At 72.2% G+C, this 19,061-nt stretch carries 16 protein-coding genes; 9 read left to right on the forward strand and 7 right to left on the reverse strand.

Annotation, left to right across the window (positions count from 1 at the left end):
• Positions 1-123 precede the first annotated feature (123 nt).
• Positions 124-1,722 carry a peptide-N4-asparagine amidase gene (locus ACFZB3_RS29745; protein WP_391380557.1) on the reverse strand — a complete coding sequence of 533 codons (1,599 nt, stop codon included), beginning with the start codon at positions 1,720-1,722 and terminating at the stop codon, positions 124-126.
• A gap of 143 nt (positions 1,723-1,865) precedes the next feature.
• Here ACFZB3_RS29745 and ACFZB3_RS29750 point away from each other — a divergent pair, with 143 nt between their 5' ends.
• Positions 1,866-3,380, forward strand: a complete 1,515-nt coding sequence (locus ACFZB3_RS29750) for a M1 family aminopeptidase (protein WP_391380558.1) — start codon at positions 1,866-1,868, stop codon at positions 3,378-3,380.
• A 225-nt stretch (positions 3,381-3,605) separates the two neighbouring features.
• Positions 3,606-5,669, forward strand: coding sequence for an N-acetylmuramoyl-L-alanine amidase (locus tag ACFZB3_RS29755; RefSeq protein ID WP_391380559.1), 2,064 nt, complete (start codon positions 3,606-3,608; stop codon positions 5,667-5,669).
• Positions 5,670-5,695: 26 nt separating this feature from the next.
• Here ACFZB3_RS29755 and ACFZB3_RS29760 read toward each other — a convergent pair whose 3' ends face one another.
• On the reverse strand, positions 5,696-6,547 hold the full coding sequence (locus ACFZB3_RS29760; RefSeq protein ID WP_391380560.1) for a L,D-transpeptidase family protein: 852 nt from the start codon (positions 6,545-6,547) through the stop codon (positions 5,696-5,698).
• 195 nt (positions 6,548-6,742) lie between these two features.
• On the opposite strand from ACFZB3_RS29760, the gene ACFZB3_RS29765 reads away from it, so the two are divergent.
• The 4 genes from ACFZB3_RS29765 (at position 6,743) to ACFZB3_RS29780 (ending at position 11,400) form a co-directional block, all read left to right on the forward strand.
• A complete protein-coding gene (locus tag ACFZB3_RS29765) occupies positions 6,743-8,596 on the forward strand; it encodes an ABC transporter transmembrane domain-containing protein (RefSeq protein WP_391380561.1) in 1,854 nt (617 codons plus the stop codon).
• On the forward strand, positions 8,593-10,374 hold the full coding sequence (locus tag ACFZB3_RS29770) for an ABC transporter transmembrane domain-containing protein (RefSeq protein ID WP_391380563.1): 1,782 nt from the start codon (positions 8,593-8,595) through the stop codon (positions 10,372-10,374). Before ACFZB3_RS29765 ends, ACFZB3_RS29770 begins: the two co-directional genes overlap by 4 nt.
• 249 nt (positions 10,375-10,623) lie before the next feature.
• Entirely contained in the window at positions 10,624-11,094 is a 471-nt protein-coding gene (locus ACFZB3_RS29775; protein WP_391380565.1) for a DUF5709 domain-containing protein, read from the forward strand.
• Positions 11,095-11,139: 45 nt separating this feature from the next.
• Positions 11,140-11,400, forward strand: coding sequence for a type B 50S ribosomal protein L31 (locus ACFZB3_RS29780; protein ID WP_391380568.1), 261 nt, complete (start codon positions 11,140-11,142; stop codon positions 11,398-11,400).
• Positions 11,401-11,441: 41 nt separating this feature from the next.
• Here the strand turns inward: ACFZB3_RS29780 and ACFZB3_RS29785 are convergent, their stop codons facing one another.
• The gene (locus tag ACFZB3_RS29785) at positions 11,442-12,236 is read right to left on the reverse strand and encodes a metal-dependent hydrolase (RefSeq protein WP_391380570.1); all 795 of its coding nucleotides are present in this window, start codon (positions 12,234-12,236) and stop codon (positions 11,442-11,444) included.
• Positions 12,237-12,381: 145 nt separating this feature from the next.
• Here ACFZB3_RS29785 and ACFZB3_RS29790 point away from each other — a divergent pair, with 145 nt between their 5' ends.
• Both ACFZB3_RS29790 and ACFZB3_RS29795 read left to right on the forward strand, forming a co-directional pair.
• The gene (locus tag ACFZB3_RS29790; RefSeq protein WP_391380572.1) at positions 12,382-14,895 is read left to right on the forward strand and encodes a DUF3516 domain-containing protein; all 2,514 of its coding nucleotides are present in this window, start codon (positions 12,382-12,384) and stop codon (positions 14,893-14,895) included.
• A gap of 67 nt (positions 14,896-14,962) precedes the next feature.
• Entirely contained in the window at positions 14,963-15,829 is an 867-nt protein-coding gene (locus ACFZB3_RS29795; protein ID WP_391380575.1) for an acyl-CoA thioesterase domain-containing protein, read from the forward strand.
• Between the two features lie 76 nt (positions 15,830-15,905).
• On the opposite strand, the gene ACFZB3_RS29800 is transcribed toward ACFZB3_RS29795, so the two are convergent.
• Positions 15,906-16,775 carry a DUF6397 family protein gene (locus ACFZB3_RS29800; protein WP_391380577.1) on the reverse strand — a complete coding sequence of 290 codons (870 nt, stop codon included), beginning with the start codon at positions 16,773-16,775 and terminating at the stop codon, positions 15,906-15,908.
• Between the two features lie 125 nt (positions 16,776-16,900).
• A complete protein-coding gene (locus ACFZB3_RS29805) occupies positions 16,901-17,314 on the reverse strand; it encodes a roadblock/LC7 domain-containing protein (protein ID WP_391380579.1) in 414 nt (137 codons plus the stop codon).
• Between the two features lie 95 nt (positions 17,315-17,409).
• On the opposite strand from ACFZB3_RS29805, the gene ACFZB3_RS29810 reads away from it, so the two are divergent.
• Positions 17,410-17,838 carry a TIGR03618 family F420-dependent PPOX class oxidoreductase gene (locus ACFZB3_RS29810; RefSeq protein WP_391380581.1) on the forward strand — a complete coding sequence of 143 codons (429 nt, stop codon included), beginning with the start codon at positions 17,410-17,412 and terminating at the stop codon, positions 17,836-17,838.
• Between the two features lie 3 nt (positions 17,839-17,841).
• On the opposite strand, the gene ACFZB3_RS29815 is transcribed toward ACFZB3_RS29810, so the two are convergent.
• Both ACFZB3_RS29815 and ACFZB3_RS29820 read right to left on the reverse strand, forming a co-directional pair.
• Complete coding sequence (locus tag ACFZB3_RS29815; protein ID WP_391380583.1) at positions 17,842-18,447, reverse strand: ATP/GTP-binding protein; 606 nt, start codon at positions 18,445-18,447, stop codon at positions 17,842-17,844.
• A gap of 188 nt (positions 18,448-18,635) precedes the next feature.
• A complete protein-coding gene (locus ACFZB3_RS29820) occupies positions 18,636-19,049 on the reverse strand; it encodes a DUF742 domain-containing protein (RefSeq protein ID WP_391380585.1) in 414 nt (137 codons plus the stop codon).
• Positions 19,050-19,061 lie beyond the last annotated feature (12 nt).

The following is a 19,061-nucleotide window of genomic DNA, read 5'->3' on the forward strand; positions in this document are numbered from 1 at the left end:
ATCACTGTGGAGGTGTTCTTGATCCCGTTCGAGACCGTCGTGTCACAGCCGTGTAAACAACCTGCCGGGTGACGCGTCCCCCACACCTCGGTTCCGCCCGCGTCGACCGCCCCGAGCGACTGCTCAGCAGCGGCTTCGATCCACCGTCAGCACCCCCTGTTCGGTCGCCAGCGAGCGGTCGTAGCAGCCGTCCGAGCCGTACAGCCGGTAGCGCTCGCTCGACGTGCCGACCGCGTGCCGCTGGTCGCGCGGCACGTTCAGGGTGTAGGTCGCGTCGCCGCGGTAGGTGTCGTCGAGGCGTGACCAGCCGCCTCCGGACCGCCTGACCGCCGCCCGGTCGCCGAGGGTGAGTTCGGTGCGCAGCCGGTCGTCGGTGCCGATGGTGGTGGCACCGGCCATGGTGTACGTGCGGTGGGTGCGGGTCGTGCGGGACGCGCCGCCCTCCCGGACCGTGACGCTCTGGTCGTCCGTCCAGGTGGCGTCGAGCGCGTCCGTCGTCTCACCGTCGTTCCAGCGGTGCACGGAGGTGTTGGCCAGCGTACGGCTGACGGTGGTGGTCACCCGGCCGTGCGAGGTGTCGACGTATCCGGAGACGGTGAGCCGGTGCCCGGCGTCGGTGTCGACCCGGTACTCCCCCGAACCCGGGGTGTACACCGAGGAGTTGACGGGCTCGGAGGCAGTGGCCCCGGTGAGCCCGCCGGTGACCCGGGCCCGGTGCGCGTCCTGCCAGACCAGCACGTTCACGGGGGCGCTCCAGCCGGCCTGCCCCTCGGGCACGCCGGCGACGGAGACCTCGACCCGGTGCGGGCGGCCGTCGTCGAGGATCCCCGCGAACGGCGTCAGGTCGTATTCGATCGGCTTGACGTCGAAAGCGCGCGGACCCGGCACGACGTACCAGAGGAACGGGTTGGACCAGCCGCCCGTCCACACGTTCGGGAACGGCGCGGCGATCCCGGCCAGTCGGCCGTCGACCTTGATCTGCACCTCCCGGTAGGGCCCCTTGTCCGCCTTGCAGGAGTACGACGCCGGGTCGGCCACCGTCAGGTACCAGAACTCCTCGCAGCCGCCGCCGGATCCGGTGGCGTACACCTCGGCGACGATGCGTTCGCTGTTGCGCGGGGTGGTGAGGGTGGTGCCGTCGTCGGCCAGGGTGAGCACCTTGTCGGGGACCGAGGCCTCGGGGCGTCCCGCGTAGAAGGTGAGGGTGGCCCTGACGTCGATGACACCGGTGTAGGTGTCGTCGACAACGTTGCCGATGAGCATCTCGACATCCTGGGTGGAGCGGAAGGTGTCGCTGTAGCGGGTGACGTCCTTCTCCACGTGCCACTCGATGCCGTCCGGCGAGGGTTCGGGGGTGGAGGTGCGCAGCACCTCGACGCCGCCGACGTGCAGGTAGCCCAGGCGGTCGTACTGACGGCCCTTCACCTTGCCGTCCAGCCGCAGGACGACCTTGCTCCAGCGGTCGCCGCAGCCCTGCGGGGGTGTGAACGTTCCCCGGTACGGGGTGAAGTCGCGGAACTGCGCCTCGGCCAGGGTGACTTGGCAGGTCCTGGCGCCCTTGGGCACGGACACCGGCGGGGCCGCGGTCACCGGGTCGTGCCAGTCGGTGCCGAACTCGGCCGGGACGTCGGCGGCGCGGGCGGCGGGTGCCCCCGTACCGAGGAGGGCACTCGCCAGGAGGGTCGCTCCGGCGAGCATGGACATGACTATCCGTCTTCTCATGGCCGGTGTTCTACGGGGAGTTGGCCGCCGACCGCAACGGCGGGACCGACCGACAGCAGGCCGTTCGGCCATCCCGGCCCGGACGGGCGCACACCATTGCCACAAATGGTGCTATAAGCGGATGACACTGCCACAGTGCTGCCATGGAGATCACGACCGCTCGCGCCCTGCGCGCCGCCCTCGCCCTCACCGGCGCCGTCGCGCTCACCGGCACCGGCTGTGCGGGCGGTGTCCCGCACCCGGGCCACGGCTCCGCCGCCCCCGGCGCCTCGGCGGCCCCGGCCGGGCCCGCCCCTTCCCCCGGCGCCCCCGGCATCGGCGACCCGCTCATGCCGCTGGACGGCAACGGCGGCTACACGGTCCGCCGTTACACGCTCGACCTCGACTGGCGGGCCCCCGGGACACCCTTCCCGGCCGGTACCACCATCAGCGCCACCGCCACCCAGGCCCTGTCCCGATTCGACCTGGACTTCGCCGGCAACACCCTGCACCGGGTCACCGTCGACGGCGCGCCGGCCACCGCCGTACGCGAGGGCGACGAACTCGTCGTCACCCCCGCACGGCCGATCCCGCGCGGCAGGACGTTCACCGTCCGCGTCGCCTACACGGCCGACCCGACCCAGCGACGGCACCGCAGCGACGCGATCCGCGACTACGGCTGGGTGCCCACCCCCGACGGCACCCTGATCTGCGGTCAGCCGGACGGCGCCAAGATGCTCTTCCCGGCCGACGACCACCCCAGCCTCCGGGCGCCCGTCACCTTCCACATCACCACCCCGCCCGGTCTGAGCGCGGTGGCCAACGGCCGGCTCGTCGAACGCGTCCGGCAGCCCGACGGGCGGGTGCAGTGGACGTACGACTCCGAGGATCCCATCGCGACACAGCTGGTCCAGCTGGCGATCGGGAAGTTCACCTTCGTCGCCGGCCGGGGGCCGGGCGGGCTGGCCGTGCGGGACGTGGTGCCGGACGACCTGGTCACGGACACCGAGGAGGCACGCTCGCACACCCCGGAGCACCTCGCCTGGCTGGAACAGCGGCTCGGCCCGTACCCGTTCCGCCGCTACGGCGTGCTGGTCGGGGACACCGAGCTGCCGGTGGCGCTGGAGACGCAGTCGCTGTCCCTCGTACCGAAGGACGACCTGCTGGGCGACCCGGTCGACGCCGAACGCAATCTCGTCCACGAGCTGACACACCATTGGACGGGCGACAGCGTCGCCGTCCGGCGCTGGTCCGACCTGTGGCTGAGCGAGGGTCATGCCCGTTTCTACGAACGGCTGTACTCCGCCGAGCACGGCGGTGTCAGCATGGCGGACGCCATGCGGGCGGCGTACGAGCAGCACGACCAGTGGCGCCACGACGACGGCGCCCCGGCGGAGCCCACGGAGCCGACGCTGTTCAAGGTGATGCGCTACGACGGCTCGGCGCTGGTGCTGTACGCCCTGCGGGAGAAGGTCGGTGACGAGACGTTCGACCGGATCGAACGCACCTGGGTGACCCGCTACCGGGGGCGCGCGGCCGGTACCCGGGACTTCGTCGCGCTCGCCTCCGAGGTCGCGGGCCAGGATCTGACGCCGTTTCTGACGGCGTGGCTGTACGGGCCCGACACGCCGCCGATGCCGGGGCATCCCGACTGGCAGGTGGACCCGGTCGAGGACTGAGACCGCCCGGTGCACGGCCGGCGCACGGCCGGCGCCGGCCGCCGGGCCGTTGCCCGCCGACCGGGTGGCCTCTGCCGGAGCGCTGGGCCACCCGGTCGACGCTCGGCGCGCCGTGTCGCGCCGGGCACGGAAACGTACGAGGGGTGACGTGAAGGGCAACCCCCTTGCCCTGGTTGCGACGAGCGTTCTTGGAGACCCTCAGCAAGCGGTTGGAGACCCTCTGGTATGAGAAGAACTGTCGCTCCACGTGTGCCCAGTGCCCTCCGGACGTGCCGTCTGACGGCCTGCCTGATCGCGACGGCCGCGCTGCTGCCACCCCTGCTGGTCCTCCATGCGTCCGGCGCCCACGACGCGGAGGACCAGCGTCTGCAGACCGCCTTCACGGACGCCGCGCGCGAGTTCCACGTGCCGCGCAGCGTGCTCATGAGCGTGTCCTACATGCAGTCGCGCTGGGACACCCACTCGGGCACCCCCAGCGTCGCGGGGGGCTACGGTCCGATGCACCTGATGGACACCACCCTCGCCCGCACCCCGGCACAGTCACCCGCACCGGGCCCGGCGGCGCCGGACGGCGGCCGGGCCGACCCGCTCGCCGGAACGGCGTTCACCGCGGACGGTCACGCCGTGCAGCCCGCGGACCTGCAACGCGCCGCACGGCTGATCAAGGTCCCCGCCGGACAGCTGCGGACGGACGCCACCGCCAACGTACGCGGCGGCGCGGCACTGCTGGCCGCCACGCAACGGCATCTCGGCAAGCCGCTCAGCGCCGACCCGGACGACTGGTGGCAGGCGGTGGAACGTTTCCCCGGCACCCGTGACATCACGTCGGCGACGACCTACGCCAACGACGTGTTCGGCCTGATCCGCCGGGGCGCCCACCGGACCACCGACGAAGGACAGGAGGTCACCCTCCCCGCCACCCCGGGTGTCAGCCCGCACCACGGCCCGCAGGCCCCCAAACGGCCGAAGGAGGTCGAGTGCCCGCCCGACCTGACCTGCGACTGGCTCGCCGCGCCCTACGAGCAGATCGACGACGACGGCGACTACGGCAACCACGACCTCGCCGACCGGCCCCGGGACCAGCGGATCGAGTACATCGTCATCCACGACACCGAGTCGACGCTCCCGAACATGTTCCAGACCGTGCAGGACCCGACCGAGGCGTCCTGGCACTACTCGATCCGCTCCAGCGACGGCCACATCACCCAGCACGTCAGGACCAAGGACGAGGCCTGGCACTCCGGCAGCAAGTTCGTGAACGCCCGCTCGATCGGCATCGAGCACGAGGGTTTCCTCAGCCACCCCGGGACCTGGTACACGGAGCAGATGTACCGCTCCTCGGCCCGCCTGGTGCGCTACCTGGCGAAGAAGTACGGCGTCCCGATGGACCGGCAGCACATCTTCGGCCATGACAACGTGCCGTCCCCGACCGGCGACAGCATCCCCGAGATGCACGAGGACCCGGGACCGTTCTGGGACTGGCGGCACTACTTCGACCTCCTCGGCGCACCGCTGAAGGCGACGGCCGGACCGGACAGCCCCATGGTGATGATCCTGCCGGACTACGCCACCCACAAACCGCGGTACACCGGCTGCGAGGGCGACGGCAAACCCTGCCGGCCGCACGGCTCCAGCGCCGTCCGCCTGTACACCCGGCCGGACGAGAAGGCTCCGCTGATCCAGGACCCCGGCCGCAGGCCGGACGGCGACCCGTCCACGGAGGACGTGAGCGACCTGGGCTCGCGGGCCTCCACCGGCCAGACCTTCGCCGTGGCCGACCGCCGCGGCGAGTGGACGGCGATCTGGTACCAGGGCAACAAGGCGTGGTTCAAGAACCCCGCCGTGCACCCGACGGCCGTCGGTGCCGCCGGCCGCATGGTCACGCCGAAGGAGGGCCTGGACGAGATCCCGGTGTTCGGACGGGCCCTGCCGGAGGAGGAGGCCTACCCGGACGGAATGGAGGAGGAGGACGAGTCGCCGCTGCCGTACAGCCTGCGGGCGGGCCAGCGGTACGTGACCCAGTCCGGCCTCGGCGGCTCCTACGTCGACCGGTCCACCTTCTCCGCCACGCCCCAGCCCGTGGTGGTGGGTCAGCAGAGGTACTACGAGATCCAGTTCGGCCACCGCCTCGCCTACGTCCGGGCGGACGACGTGGACGTGCTGGACTCGCGCAGCACCGGCACGACCGGCACGGCGGGTTCGACGGACTCGGCGGGTTCGGCGGACTCGGCGGGTTCGGCGGACTCGTCGGGCTCGGCCGGGAGCGAGGCCGTCCCGGACGGACAGTGACCGCCGGACCGGGGCGCGGTGCCGCGCTAGGAGAGCAGGCTCGGCCGGTCCCCCATCACCACGACGGGATCGAGGGCCGGGTCGAGGGTGCGCAGCAGGTGCGCCATGGCCTCCTTGGGCAGTCCGATGCAGGCCGAGGTGCCGCTGCCGTGGTCGAGGTGCAACCAGATGCCGCCGCCCCGGCTGTTGCCCCAGGGGTGGGTGGTGTCGTGCGGCGGTGTGCCCCGCAGGCGGTTGTAGTCGATGGCGATGACGTAGTCGAAGTCGTGCCGGTACGCCGGGCGCCAGTAGTGCGGGGGTGTGTAGAGGGCCCGGCCCTGGGCGTAGGAGAGCCGGGTGCCCGGGTCGGGAAGGACTCCGCCGGCATCGGTGACGGTGAACACGCCGACCGGACTGCGCCCGTCACCCGCGTGATGGTCGATGCTCCATCCGGACCGCCCGTTGTGGGCGGGCCAACTGGCCACCGGCCGCCAGCCGCGGTCCTCCCGGGTGTACAGCACGACCGTGGAGTCGGCCGAGTCCGCGCCCTCCCCGTACACGGCGACGGCCTGGCGGGAGTCCGCGGGGATCTCCGCCTGGAACAGCTCACCGACGCCCGGCAGCCGGACCCGCTCCCCGACGGTCCCGGCCCGGTCCGGCTGCTGCCAGTCCGGGCCCGCCGCGGCGGTCCGCGCGGCTGACGGGCTGCCTGCTGACCGGGGGCTTGCTGACGGGGTGCTTGCCGACGGGCTGCTTCTCGGGGCTGTGGAGCGCGGCCCCGGCAGGCCGTTCTTCCCGCCACCGCCGGGTGGCGCCTGACAGGCGCTCAGGGTCACCAGGACGGTCCCGACGACCGCCGCCGCCGTGACGGTCGCCCGCCGGACGCTCTTGATCTTCACCCGGCCATCCTGGCATCACATACCGAGCAACTAGTTGAATTTCATGACATAAACCGCGTGTTGGACAGTGCGCCCTGGCCTGAAGGGAGCGGATTTCGACGGCCGGCAGGAAAAACCGTTTGATTTCGACGACGCTCCGACGCGAACCTTTCACGGCTTGTCGCCACCTCCCCCGACCCGAGCCGCTGGGACGTCATGCAGATTCAAGATCTTCCGTATTCCGATCCGGGCGTGCCGGACGCGCGATCGGGTCCCCGGTTCCTGTGGTGGCTGGGGCGGAACCAGCTGGGCGGTCAGCTCAAGGCACTGGCCTGGGGACTGCTGCACTTCGTGTCCGTCTCCGCGCTCCCGTTCTGCGTCGGCCTCGCCGTCCAGGCCGTGGTCGACCGCTCCGGCACCCGGCTGGCCCTGACGGGCGGTCTGCTGGTGCTGTGCGGCACGGCGATCGCCGTCGGCGACACCTTCCTGCACCGGGCCGCCGTCACCAACTGGATCACCGCGGCCGCCCGGGTCCAGCAACTGCTCGCCCGCAAGACCGCCCTGCTGGGCTCCGCGCTGACCCGACGGGTGGCGGCCGGCGAGGTGGTGGCGGTCTCCACCGGCGACGTCGAGAAGATCGGCTGGTTCGTGGAGGCGGTCTCCCGCTTCACCGCCGCCGCGCTGACGGTCGTCGTGGTCGGCGTCGCCCTGGTCTTCTACCAGCCGGACCTCGGCTGGGTCGTCGCCGCCGGCCTGCCCCTGGTCGCGCTGTCCGTGCTGCCGCTGCTGCCCCGGGCCACCCGCCGGGCCGACTTCCAGCGCACCAAGGCCGGCCGGGCGACCGAGCTGGCCTCGGACACCGTCGCGGGACTGCGCGTGCTGCGCGGCATCGGCGGCGAGGACCTCTTCCTCGACCGCTACCGCCGCGCCTCCCAGGAGGTACGGCACGCCGCCGTGCGCAGCGCCCGGATGTGGTCGCTGATCTCCGCGATCCAGGTGCTGCTGCCCGGGCTGCTGCTGATCGCGGTCGTCTGGCACGGCGTCCACCTGGCCCGGCAGGGCCGCGTCACCGTCGGCGAACTGGTCACCGTCTACAGCGCGGTCATGATCCTCAACTACCCGCTGCAGCACTTCACCGAGATCGCCATGGCCTACTCCTTCTCCCGCCCGTCGGCGAAACGGGCGGCTCGCGTGCTCTCCCTGGACCGGGCCACGGACACCGGCGGCTCGCTGCCGGACACGGTGCCGGACGGCGACCTGTACGACCCGGCCACCGGTCTGCTCGCGCCCGCGGGCCGACTGACCGCCGTGGTCTGCGGCGACCCCGACACGGCCGGACGCCTCGCCGAACGGCTGGGCGGCCACCCCGCCGAGGCCGGCACCTCGGTGCTGCTCGGCGGCGTACCGCTCGACGAAGTCCCCCTGGAGGCCGCCCGTACCGCGGTGCTCGTGCAGGACAAGGACCCGGTGCTGCTGTCCGGTTCGCTGCGGGAGCTGCTCGACGTGCCGGCCTCCGGGTCCGTGCGCGCCGAGGACGCGCTGGCCGCCGCCCAGTGCGCCGACGTCCTGGAGGCTCTGGTCCAGGGCTCGCTGGACGTCACCGACCCGCTCGACGCCCGGATCAGCGAGCGCGGCCGGTCCCTGTCGGGCGGGCAGCGCCAGCGGCTCGCGCTGGCCCGGTCGCTGATCACCGACCCCGGAGTGCTCGTCCTCGACGAACCCACCTCCGCCGTCGACTCGCACACCGAGGCCCGGATCGCGGAGGGCATCCGCGCACTGCGGTCCGGCCGGACGACCGTGGTGTTCACGTCCTCGCCGCTGCTGCTCGACCTGGCCGACCGGGTGGTCCTCGTCCACGAGGGCGAGGTCGCGGCGGTCGGCGTGCACCGCGAACTGGTACGCACCGAGCGGCGGTACCGGGCGGTGGTGACACGTGAGACGGACGACGAGGCCGTGCTGCAGGACACGGCACCCGAAGAGAACGAAGCCGCGCTGCGAGGCAGGGCGGACGAGAGCGAAGCCGCGCTGCGGGGCCGCAGGGCACTGGAAGAGATCGAGGAGAGCGCATGATCGGCGTCGCGCCACCGGCCTACGACCCGGCGGCCCCGACCACGGCCACCACCCTCCCCGTCGGCGCCACCGCGACCGTGCGTGCCTACGTGGCCGAACTGTTCCGCCGGCACCGCCGGGCCTTCGTCCTCCTCATCGCCGTCAACACGGTGGCCGTGGTCGCCTCCATGGCCGGCCCCTACCTGCTGGGCGGGCTCGTCGAGCGGGTCTCCGACGGCGCCCGCGAGCTCCATCTGGGCCTGACCATCGGCCTGTTCCTGCTGGCGCTCGCCGTGCAGTCCGTCTTCGTCCGGGAGGTGCGGCTGCGGGGCGCCGTGCTCGGCGAGCGGATGCTGGCCGATCTGCGCGAGGACTTCCTCGTCCGGTCGGTCGGGCTGCCGCCGGGCGTCCTGGAACGGGCGGGCACGGGCGACCTGCTGTCCCGGATCACCACGGACATCGACCGCCTCGCCAACGCCATGCGGGAGGCGGTGCCGCAGCTGTCGATCGGCGTGGTGTGGGTCGTGCTGCTGATCGGCGGCCTCGTGGTCACGGCTCCGCCGCTCGCCGCGACCGTGCTGCTCGCCCTGCCGCTCCTGGTGATCGTGTGCCGCTGGTACTTCCGGCGGGCGCCCTCCGGCTACCGCTCCGAGGCCGCCGGGTACGCGGCCGTGGCCGCCGCCCTCGCGGAGTCCGTGGACGCCGGGCACACCATCGAGGCGCACCGGCTCGCCGCCCGCCGCATCGCCCTGTCCGAGCGCCGGGTCAAGGAGTGGACGGCGTGGGAGCGCTACACCCTGTGGCTGCGGTCGGTGCTGTTCCCGGCGGTCAACGCCACCCACACCACGGTCCTCGGCTCGGTGCTGATGATCGGCGGCGTCTTCGTCCTGAAGGGCTGGATCGACGTCGGCCAGCTGACGACGGGCGCACTCATCGCCCAGATGCTCGTCGATCCGGTGAACCTGATCCTGCGCTGGTACGACGAGGTCCAGGTCGCCCAGGTGTCGCTGGCCCGGCTGGTCGGCGTCCGGGACATCGAGCCGGACGCCGGGGACGCCGCGCTGGCCCCGGCCGGCCGGGAGGTGCACGCGGACGAGGTCCGCTTCGGCTACCTGCAGGGCGTCGACGTGCTGCGCCAGGTCTCCCTGGAGGTGGCACCCGGCACCCGGCTGGCCCTGGTGGGCCCCTCCGGCGCGGGCAAGTCGACCCTCGGCCGGCTGCTCGCCGGGATCTACGCGCCCCGGGACGGCCGGATCACCCTGGGCGGCGCGGAACTGTCCCGGATGACCGCCGAGCGGGTCCGTTCCCACGTCGCCCTCGTCAACCAGGAGCACCACGTCTTCGTGGGCTCCCTGCGCGACAACCTGCTGCTCGCCAGGACCGGAGCCGAGGACGCAGAGCTGTGGGCGGCGCTCGGGGCGGTCGACGCGGACGGCTGGGCGCGGGCGCTGGAGGAGGGCCTGGACACCGAGGTCGGCTCCGGCGGGGTCGCCCTGACCCCGGCACAGGCGCAGCAGATCGCGCTGGCCCGGCTGGTGCTGGCCGACCCGCACACGCTGGTCCTGGACGAGGCGACCTCGCTCCTGGACCCGCGCGCGGCCCGCCATCTGGAGCGGTCCCTGGCCCGGGTCCTGGACGGCCGGACGGTGGTCGCGATCGCGCACCGGCTGCACACCGCCCACGACGCGGACGTCATCGCCGTGGTCGAGAACGGCCGGATCAGCGAGCTCGGCAGCCACGACGCGCTGGTGGCGGCGGACGGCGCCTACGCGGCGCTCTGGCGGTCCTGGCACGGGTGACGGGCCGGGGCGGCCGGGGCATGGGCTCCACCGGCCCGGGCACGGGGTGCTGCGGCCTGAGCACGGGGTGCGGCGCACCGCAGGTCGCGCCCCGTGCCGTTGCGCGGGTGCGAGCAGGGGTGGAAGGCTGGAGAGCGGCACCGGTTCGGGGGCCGGCCGGGAACCTTCCGGTTCTCGGCGCACGCGCCCGTCGGCCGGAATGCCGGCGGCCCGCCGTACGGACCGCGTCCTCACTCCCTGGAGGTAGCCGTGACCACCGCCGACGGATGGGGGGACGACGTCTACCAGCCCGACGGATCCGAGATCCGCGAGGACACGGGGCTGCTCGACGTGGAGGACACGCTGGAGTCCGACGGCGTCAGCGATCCCCTGGACCGTGGCTGGTCCCCGCCCGAGCGGCCGTGGGCGGTGGAGCACACCGGGGTGACCGCGGCGGAGCGCCACCGGGGCGAGACCCTGGACCAGCGGCTCGCCGAGGAGCTGCCCGAACCGGCGGTCCCCGACGGCGACGGCATCGGCGACTGCCAGGGCAGCGACGGCGAGCTGCTGGACAACGAGGTCGGCGACCTGCGCTCCGGCCGGCTCGTGGCCCCGAACGAGGGGGCGCACGAGGACGACGAGAGCGGCCTGGTCGCGACCGACATCGGCATCGACGGCGCCGGGGCCTCCGCTGAGGAGGCCGCGATGCACATCGTCGACGAGGACACCGCCTACGGCTGAGCCCGCCCGTCCCCGCCCCACCGCCCCGTCCTTCGAGGAGCCGCCATGCAGCAGGACAAGCAGCCCGACTACCACCCCGTGGTCTTCCGCGACCGCGCCGCCGGATACGCCTTCCTGACCCGGTCCACCGCGACCAGCGACCAGACCATCGAGTGGGACGACGGCCAGACCTACCCGGTGGTCGACGTGGAGATCTCGTCCGAGAGCCACCCCTTCTACACCGGGAAGGCCCGCACGGTGGACACCGAGGGCCGCGTCGCCGCGTTCGAGCGCCGCTACGGCGGTGGCTCGGGGACGACGGGCTGACCCTCGGGGCACACCGGGCCCGTGGCCGGCCGGGCCACGGGTCAGATCACGTTCAGAGCCGCCGCGCAGCCTATGCCGCCGAGCACCATGAACACCGGCATGAGCACCTTCAGCTCGACCCAGCTGCCCGCGCGGAACCGCATCACCTTCGGCGGGCCGATCGGGTACCAGCGCTTGCGGCCGATCGGGATGGGCCACAGCACCGGGCAGCCGGAGACGGTCAGCGCGTCCCCGAGGTCGTGCACCAGCGCCCCCAGCACCACCGGCAGTCCCAGCCACAGGTACTCCTGGCCGGGCTGGGTGAACAGCCAGTCGGAGCCGTTGCCCGGCTTGTCCAGGGTGCCGGCCAGGATCCAGGCGCTGGTCGCCGCCAGCAGCCACACCAGGATGTCGCTGCTGGAGCCCCGCGCCGCCCGCCACAGCAGGCCCTCGATCGCCAGCACCATGTGCGCGAAGAGGATCGCCAGCACCGCCCAGCGGCCGCCGAGGATCGCCGCGGCCGAGCAGCCGCCGCCGATCAGCGCCGCCCACACCCAGGTGTGGGTCAGCGTCCGGTGCCCGCCGTTGCGGCGCGGGTCGCCCGACATCCGGGTCGCCTTGTAGACGGCGTAGGAGAGCTTGTCGACGATCTCGCAGACCCAGCGCGACAGCGGTCCGAAGGCCCGCGAGATGGTCGCCGCCTTGTGGTCGAGGTCCGGGGCGAGCGCGGCGCCCGCGCAGATCAGCGCCCCTACCAGGAGCACCGGCCAGGGCATCGTATGCCCGGTCGCTGCCGCCGCGGCTCCCACGCCGAGCCAGGCGGCGGCTCCCGACAGTGAGTGTGCTGGTCCCATCATGGCCGTTCCCCGCCCCATTCCTCGTATCCCGCTGTCCAGTTGACCGGGTGCGTTGACGCTCCGTCGGCGACACAGCGTAGCGGCCATGATCTTCGTGCTCGAAGCCGATTCCCCCCTGGGCGGGTGGGGCAGGCAAGATGGGGGCGTGACCCTCATCGATCAGCTGCCGCCGACCGCCGACCCCGACGCCCTGTACGAAGCCTTCGAGGCCTGGGCGCAGGAGCGCGGTCTCACGCTCTACCCCCACCAGGAGGAGGCGCTGATCGAGGCGGTCTCCGGGGCGAACGTGATCGTGTCGACACCGACCGGCTCCGGCAAGAGCATGATCGCCGCGGGTGCGCACTTCGCCGCGCTGGCCCGGGACGAGGTCACCTTCTACACCGCCCCGATCAAGGCGCTGGTCTCGGAGAAGTTCTTCGAGCTGTGCAAGCTCTTCGGCACCGAAAACGTCGGCATGCTCACCGGCGACGCCTCCGTGAACTCCGACGCGCCCGTCATCTGCTGCACCGCCGAGGTGCTCGCCTCCATCGCGCTGCGCGACGGCAAGCAGGCGGACGTCGGCCAGGTCGTCATGGACGAGTTCCACTTCTACGCGGAGGGCGACCGCGGCTGGGCCTGGCAGATCCCGCTCCTGGAACTGCCCCAGGCGCAGTTCATCCTGATGTCGGCCACCCTCGGCGACGTCTCCTTCTTCGAGAAGGACCTGACCCGCCGCACCGGCCGCCCCACCGCGGTGGTCCGCTCGGCGACCCGCCCGGTGCCGCTCTCCTACGAGTACCAGCTCACCCCGATGACCGAGACGCTCACCGAGCTCCTGGAGAGCAGGCAGGCGCCGGTGTACATCGTGCACTTCACGCAGGCGCAGGCGGTGGAGCGGGCGCAGGCGCTGATGAGCATCAACATGTCCTCGAAGGAGGAGAAGGAGCAGATCGCCGAGCTGATCGGCAACTTCCGCTTCACCACCAAGTTCGGCCAGAACCTCTCCCGTTACGTCCGGCACGGCATCGGCGTCCACCACGCCGGCATGCTGCCCAAGTACCGGCGCCTGGTGGAGAAGCTCGCCCAGGCCGGCCTGCTGAAGGTCATCTGCGGCACCGACACCCTGGGCGTGGGCGTCAACGTGCCCATCCGCACGGTGCTGTTCACCGCGCTCACCAAGTACGACGGCAACCGGGTGCGCACCCTGCGCGCCCGCGAGTTCCACCAGATCGCCGGCCGCGCGGGCCGGGCCGGCTTCGACACGGCCGGTCTGGTCGTCGCGCAGGCGCCCGAGCACGTCATCGAGAACGAGAAGGCGCTGGCCAAGGCGGGCGACGACCCGAAGAAGCGGCGCAAGGTGGTGCGCAAGAAGGCGCCGGAGGGCTTCGTCGGCTGGACGGAGAACACCTTCGAGAAGCTGATCGCGTCCGAGCCGGAGCCGCTGACGTCCCGGTTCCGGGTGACGCACACCATGCTGCTGTCCGTGATCGCGCGCCCGGGCAACGCCTTCGAGGCGATGCGCCACCTGCTGGAGGACAACCACGAGCCGCGCAAGCAGCAGCTGCGGCACATCCGCCGGGCGATCGCCATCTACCGCTCGCTGCTCGACGGCGGCATCGTGGAGAAGCTGGACGAGCCCGACGCCACCGGCCGCATCGTCCGGCTCACGGTCGACCTCCAGCAGGACTTCGCGCTCAACCAGCCGCTGTCCACGTTCGCCCTCGCCGCGTTCGAACTCCTCGACCCCGAATCGCCGTCCTACGCTCTCGACATGGTGTCCGTCGTCGAGTCCACCCTGGACGACCCGCGCCAGATCCTGGCCGCCCAGATGAACAAGGCGAAGGGCGAGGCCGTGGCCCTGATGAAGGCGGACGGCGTCGAGTACGAGGAGCGCATGGAGCGCCTCCAGGACATCACCTACCCGAAGCCCCTGGAAGAGCTGCTCTTCCACGCGTACAACACCTACCGCAAGAGCCACCCCTGGGTCGGCGACCACCCGCTGTCGCCGAAGTCGGTCATCCGGGACATGTACGAACGGGCGCTGACCTTCACCGAGTTGGTGTCGCTCTACGAGCTGGCCCGCACCGAGGGCATCGTGCTGCGCTACCTCGCGAGCGCCTACAAGGCCCTCGACCACAACATCCCGGACGACCTGAAGTCCGAGGACCTGCAGGACCTGATCGAGTGGCTGGGCGAGACGGTCCGCCAGGTCGACTCCAGCCTGCTGGACGAGTGGGAGCAGCTCGCCAACCCGGAGGAGATGACCGCCGAGGAGGCCCAGGAGAAGGCCGACGAGGTCAAGCCGGTCACCGCCAACGCGCGCGCCTTCCGGGTCCTGGTGCGCAACGCGATGTTCCGCCGGGTGGAGCTCGCCGCCCTCGACCAGGTCGACGAGCTGGGCGAGATGGACGCGGACTCGGGCTGGGACGCCGAGGCCTGGGGCGAGGCGATGGACAAGTACTGGGACGAGTACGAGGACCTGGGCACCGGACCGGACGCCCGTGGCCCCAAGCTGCTGGTGATCCAGGAGGAGCCGCAGAACGCGCTGTGGCGCGTCCGGCAGATCTTCGACGACCCGAACGACGACCACGACTGGGGCATCAGCGCGGAGGTCGACCTGACGGCCTCCGACACCGAGGGCCGCGCGGTGGTCCGTGTCACCGACGTCGGCCAGCTCTGAGCACGAGCCCCGGAACAGGTCCGAGCACAGGTCCGCGCACAGGTCCCAGCACAGGAGAATCCAACCGATGACCAACCCGGCCGAGAGACTGGTCGACCTGCTCGACCTGGAGCAGATCGAGGTCAACATCTTCCGCGGCCGCAGCCCCCAGGAGTCCCTCCAGCGGGTCTTCGGCGGCCAGGTGGCCGGCCAGGCGCTGGTCGCCGCCAGCCGCACCGTGGAGGGCGACCGTCCGGTGCACTCGCTGCACGCGTACTTCCTGCGCCCGGGCCGGCCCGGCGTGCCGATCGTGTACCAGGTCGAACGGGTCCGGGACGGGCGGTCGTTCACGACGCGCCGGGTCACCGCCGTGCAGCAGGGCCGCACGATCTTCAATCTGACCGCCTCCTTCCACAAGCCTGAGGTGGGTGCTTTTGAGCACCAGCTGCCGCCCTTTCGCGAGGTGCCGCACCCGGAGTCGCTGCCGACGCTCGCGGAGGAGATCCGCAAGCATCTGGGCGAGCTGCCCGAGCAGTTGGAGCGGATGGCGCGCCGCCAGCCCTTCGACATCCGCTACGTCGACCGGCTGCGCTGGCATCCCGAGGAGATAACCGGCGCCGAGCCGCGCAGTGCCGTGTGGATGCGCGCGGTCGGCCCGCTGGGCGACGATCCGCTGGTGCACACCTGCGCACTGACCTACGCCAGCGACATGACGCTCCTGGACGCGGTCCGTGTCCCCGTCGAACCGCTGTGGGGGCCGCGGAACTTCGACATCGCCTCGCTGGATCACGCCATGTGGTTCCACCGTCCGTTCCGCGCGGACGAGTGGTTCCTGTACGAGCAGGAGTCCCCCATCGCCACGGGCGGCCTCGGCCTGGCCCGCGGGCGGGTCTACGACCTCGAAGGGCGGCTGCTGGTGTCGGTCGTCCAGGAGGGCCTGTTCCGCTCGCTCTAGCCGTCGCCGACGCCGAACCGAACGGGGACGGGGACGGGGACAGGGGTGCCGGTGTGGGTGCGGTTCTGGCCGTCGGTCAGTGGGCGGGCCGGGGGCTTCTGCGCAGCAGCCAGCCGCGCAGGCCGCGGGCGGGTACCGACCGGTCGGGCGCGGGGTGCCGGGCCGGTGTGGCGGGGCGGGGCGCGGGCCGGCCTGTGCGGGCCTGGGCCGCTTCCCGCGCCAGGTCGTGCCGGAACCAGTCGATCTCGTCCGGGTCGGCCGCCGTCATGATGTCCTCGGCGAGCTGCGCGGCCGGCGAGCCCGGTGCGCCGTGGGCGGGCGGGGCCGGCCGCAAGGCCGTCACGTGGGCACGCTCGTGCGGGTCGGGGAGCACGTCGTCGATCTCGCCGGGGTCCAGGAAGCCGGCCACCACCCCGGCCCGCTCCCAGGGTCCGGCCGCCTGCCGCAGCAGGAAGCCGCAGTGGCGTCCGCGCCAGTTCCTGGCCCGCTGGTCCGCGCCGGCCCTCAGCCGGTCGGCAAGCTCCGCGGGCGTACGGCCGGTGAGCAGCCATGTGTTCTTCTCGTCGGCCGCGAACCGCCTCAGCTCCTCGGCAAGGTAGAGCCAGACCACGGCCCGGTAGCGGTTCGGGTACCACTTGACCGGAGTCACCAGGCCGAGTTTGGCGACACGGGTGAACCTGCCCGCCGGGATCCCCATCAGGGCCGCGCCCTCGGCCGTCCCCACGACCCGCACGCTCTCGCCGAGGGATGCGGATCGGCCCCGGAGCCGGTCGATCTCGGTCCGCGGGACACGGCGGCCTCCGCCGCCTCCCTCGTCGGGCACGGTACGGATCCGTCCGAGATGTACCGCGAGGTCGAACTCACCCCGCTTGAGGCCCAGTTCGCGGGCGGCGCGGCTCGGCGCGCAGGTGGGCTGGCGGTTGTGGGCAAGGGTGGTGCCGGACATGGTCGTACTCCCCCGTGGAGCGGGTGGCTCGCGCCGGGTGCGCTCGCCGTGGAAAAACCGTAGCCGGTTCGGCGAGACCCGTGGCGGGCCTGTGGATAACTCCACGGCAGGGGTGAATCCGCAGGTCAGAGGTCTATGGCGGAGGAACGCTCCGGTTGCCGGGCGTCCACTGCGAGGTGTTCGCCGACCCGGTTGACCAGCAGGGTCATCTCGTAGGCGATCTGGCCGATGTCGGCCTCCGCACCGCTGAGCACGCACAGGCAGCTGCCGCTCCCCGCCGCGGTGACGAACAGGACCGCCTCGTCGTACTCGATCATCGTCTGGCGGACCTGGCCCGCCCCGAAGTGCCGTCCGGAGCCCTTGGCGAGGCTGTGCAGCCCGGAGGCGACCGCGGCCAGATGCTCCGCGTCCTCCCGGCGAAGGCCGGTGCTCGCTCCCGTGACCAGCCCGTCGTTCGACAGGACCAGCGCGTGCCGTACGTGCTCCACGCGCTCGGTCAGGTCGTCGAGCAGCCAGCCGAGTCCCTGGTTCTGGGCCATGTCGTAGCGTCTCCCCGTGTGCCGTCTCCCCCTGGCTGGAGGATCTCCCCGCCAGCCTTCCCCACCACCGGCGTCCGGGCAAGGAGGATGGGGACATGGCAGAGAAGATGACCGACGAGGAATGGCGGGCGTTCGTCTCGCACGGCACCCGCACCGGCAAACTGTCCACCGTCAACGCAGACGGCAGCCCCCATGTGGCGCCCGTCTGGTTCCTGCTGGACGGTGACGAACTGGTCTTCAACACCGGCAAGGACACGGTCAAAGGGCGCAATCTCGCCCGTGACGGGCGTGTCGCCCTCTGTGTGGACGACGACCGGCCCCCTTTCCACTTCGTGGTGCTGAACGGGCGCGCCCGGCTGTCGGAGGACCTGGGCGAACTGCGCGATTCGGCCACCCGGATCTCGGCCCGTTACATGGGGCCGGAGCGCGCGGAGGAGTTCGGCGCCCGCAACGGCGTCCCCGGCGAGCTGCTGGTCCGGGTCACCGTGGAGAAGGTGGTGGCGCTCAAGGACCTCACGGGCTGAGGCTCAGCCCACCGAGTCGAGGAGCCGGGCGGTGTGCATCCGCCCGGCGTACTCGACGAGCCGGATCAGCACCTCCTTGCCGGAGTCCCGGTCCCGGGCGTCGCACAGGACCACGGGCGTGCCCTGGTCCAGGTCGAGGGCGCGGCAGACGTCGTGCGCGCCGTAGGAGCGGGCCCCGGTGAAGCAGTTGACGGCGACGACGAACGGGATGTGCCGGTGCTCGAAGTAGTCGACCGCCGGGAAGCAGTCCTCCAGGCGGCGGGTGTCGGCGAGGACGACCGCGCCGAGTGCTCCCTGCGACAGCTCGTCCCAGAGGAACCAGAAGCGGTCCTGGCCCGGAGTGCCGAAGAGGTACAGGGAGAGGCCGGAGCGGATGGTGATCCGCCCGAAGTCCATGGCGACGGTGGTGGTGACCTTCTGGTCCACGCCGTCCGTGTCGTCCACCAGCTGCCCCGCTTCGCTGAGCATCTCCTCGGTGCGCAGCGGTCGGATCTCGCTGACGGCGCCGACCAGGGTCGTCTTCCCGACGCCGAAGCCGCCGGCGACCAGTATCTTGAGCGCCATGGCCGACGTGTCGTCGGCGGTGGACTCGGGGTGCTCGGAGACCATGATCACTTCTCTCGGGAGTGCCTGCGGGAGGGCCGGGTGGACCTGCTGCGGCGGACGTCGGGACGCCGGCGGAGCGGCACGGGATGATGTGAAGCCAGCATCATGACAACTGCCGTGCCGTCGCGGGCCGTCCGACCGGAACGCGTCTGTTCCGACCGGCTCGTGCCCGGTTGGTTCCGGATGCTCATCTACAGTGCCCGCAATCCCTCGATGACCTCGCGCAGAATCCGTTCGTCGGGCAGCTGGGCCGGTGGCACCGGGCGGCTCACGGTGACGCGGCCCAGTTCCAGCAGGTCGCCCAGGAGCACCCGGACCACACCCACCGGGAGGTCTGCGCCGGCGGCGAGTTCGGCGACGGACTGCGTCTCCGGCCGGCACAGGTCGACCAGCGCCCGGTGTTCGGGGCCGAGGGGGGCGTCGTCGTCCGTGCCGGGCGCGCCCGGGGCGAGGGTGACCAGGGCGATCAGGTCGAACTTCACGCCGGTGGGGCCGGGTTCGGTGCGGCCCCCGGTCATGGCGTAGGGGCGGACCAGGGGCCCGGCCTCGCTGTCGTACCACTGGCTGCCCGCCTCGTGCGGGATGCCGGTCATGTACTCGGTCATGGGTGGCGGCCT

The sequence above is a fragment of the Streptomyces sp. NPDC008092 genome (assembly GCF_042957285.1).
Classification (GTDB): Bacteria; Actinomycetota; Actinomycetes; order Streptomycetales; family Streptomycetaceae; genus Streptomyces.